This is a genomic window from Adlercreutzia sp. DFI.6.23 (assembly GCF_024462535.1).
Taxonomy (GTDB): Bacteria; Actinomycetota; Coriobacteriia; order Coriobacteriales; family Eggerthellaceae; genus Adlercreutzia; species Adlercreutzia rubneri.
In genome coordinates this window covers 1-309 of the sequence record NZ_JANGBP010000396.1, presented here as the reverse complement: position 1 = coordinate 309, position 309 = coordinate 1, and the positions used below count along the sequence as shown (strand labels likewise).

Annotated in this window: 1 protein-coding gene; it reads right to left on the bottom strand. The window is 75.1% G+C overall.

The window, feature by feature from the left end; translation table 11 throughout:
- Nucleotides 1-7: 7 nt before the first annotated feature.
- Nucleotides 8-223 (bottom strand): hypothetical protein, encoded by a 216-nt coding sequence (locus NE591_RS13870; protein WP_256156934.1) that lies wholly within the window; start codon nucleotides 221-223, stop codon nucleotides 8-10.
- Nucleotides 224-309 lie beyond the last annotated feature (86 nt).

Here is a 309-nt window from a genome sequence, read left to right as displayed (position 1 = left end):
GCCCGCGCTACCTCGGCCCGCCGCCCAGGGCGCGCTCGACCGCGGGGTAGTAGAAGTCCGCGGCCCAGATCTCAACCTCCAGCGCCGGGGAGCCCTCGGCGTCCCCGGGCGCGACCGCCCAGCTCGTGACCTCCCATCCGCCGAGCTGCGGGAACCTGACCGTCACCGCGACGTCCTCTGCGCCGAACGCGGCCAGCCACCCCGCGGCGTCCGCGGCCCTCACGAATGCCCCCTCTCGGGCAGCCCGTCGCCGTCGGCCGCCTCGGCCAGCAGGTCCTTCATGCGGTAGGACCGCCCCGTTATCTTGAG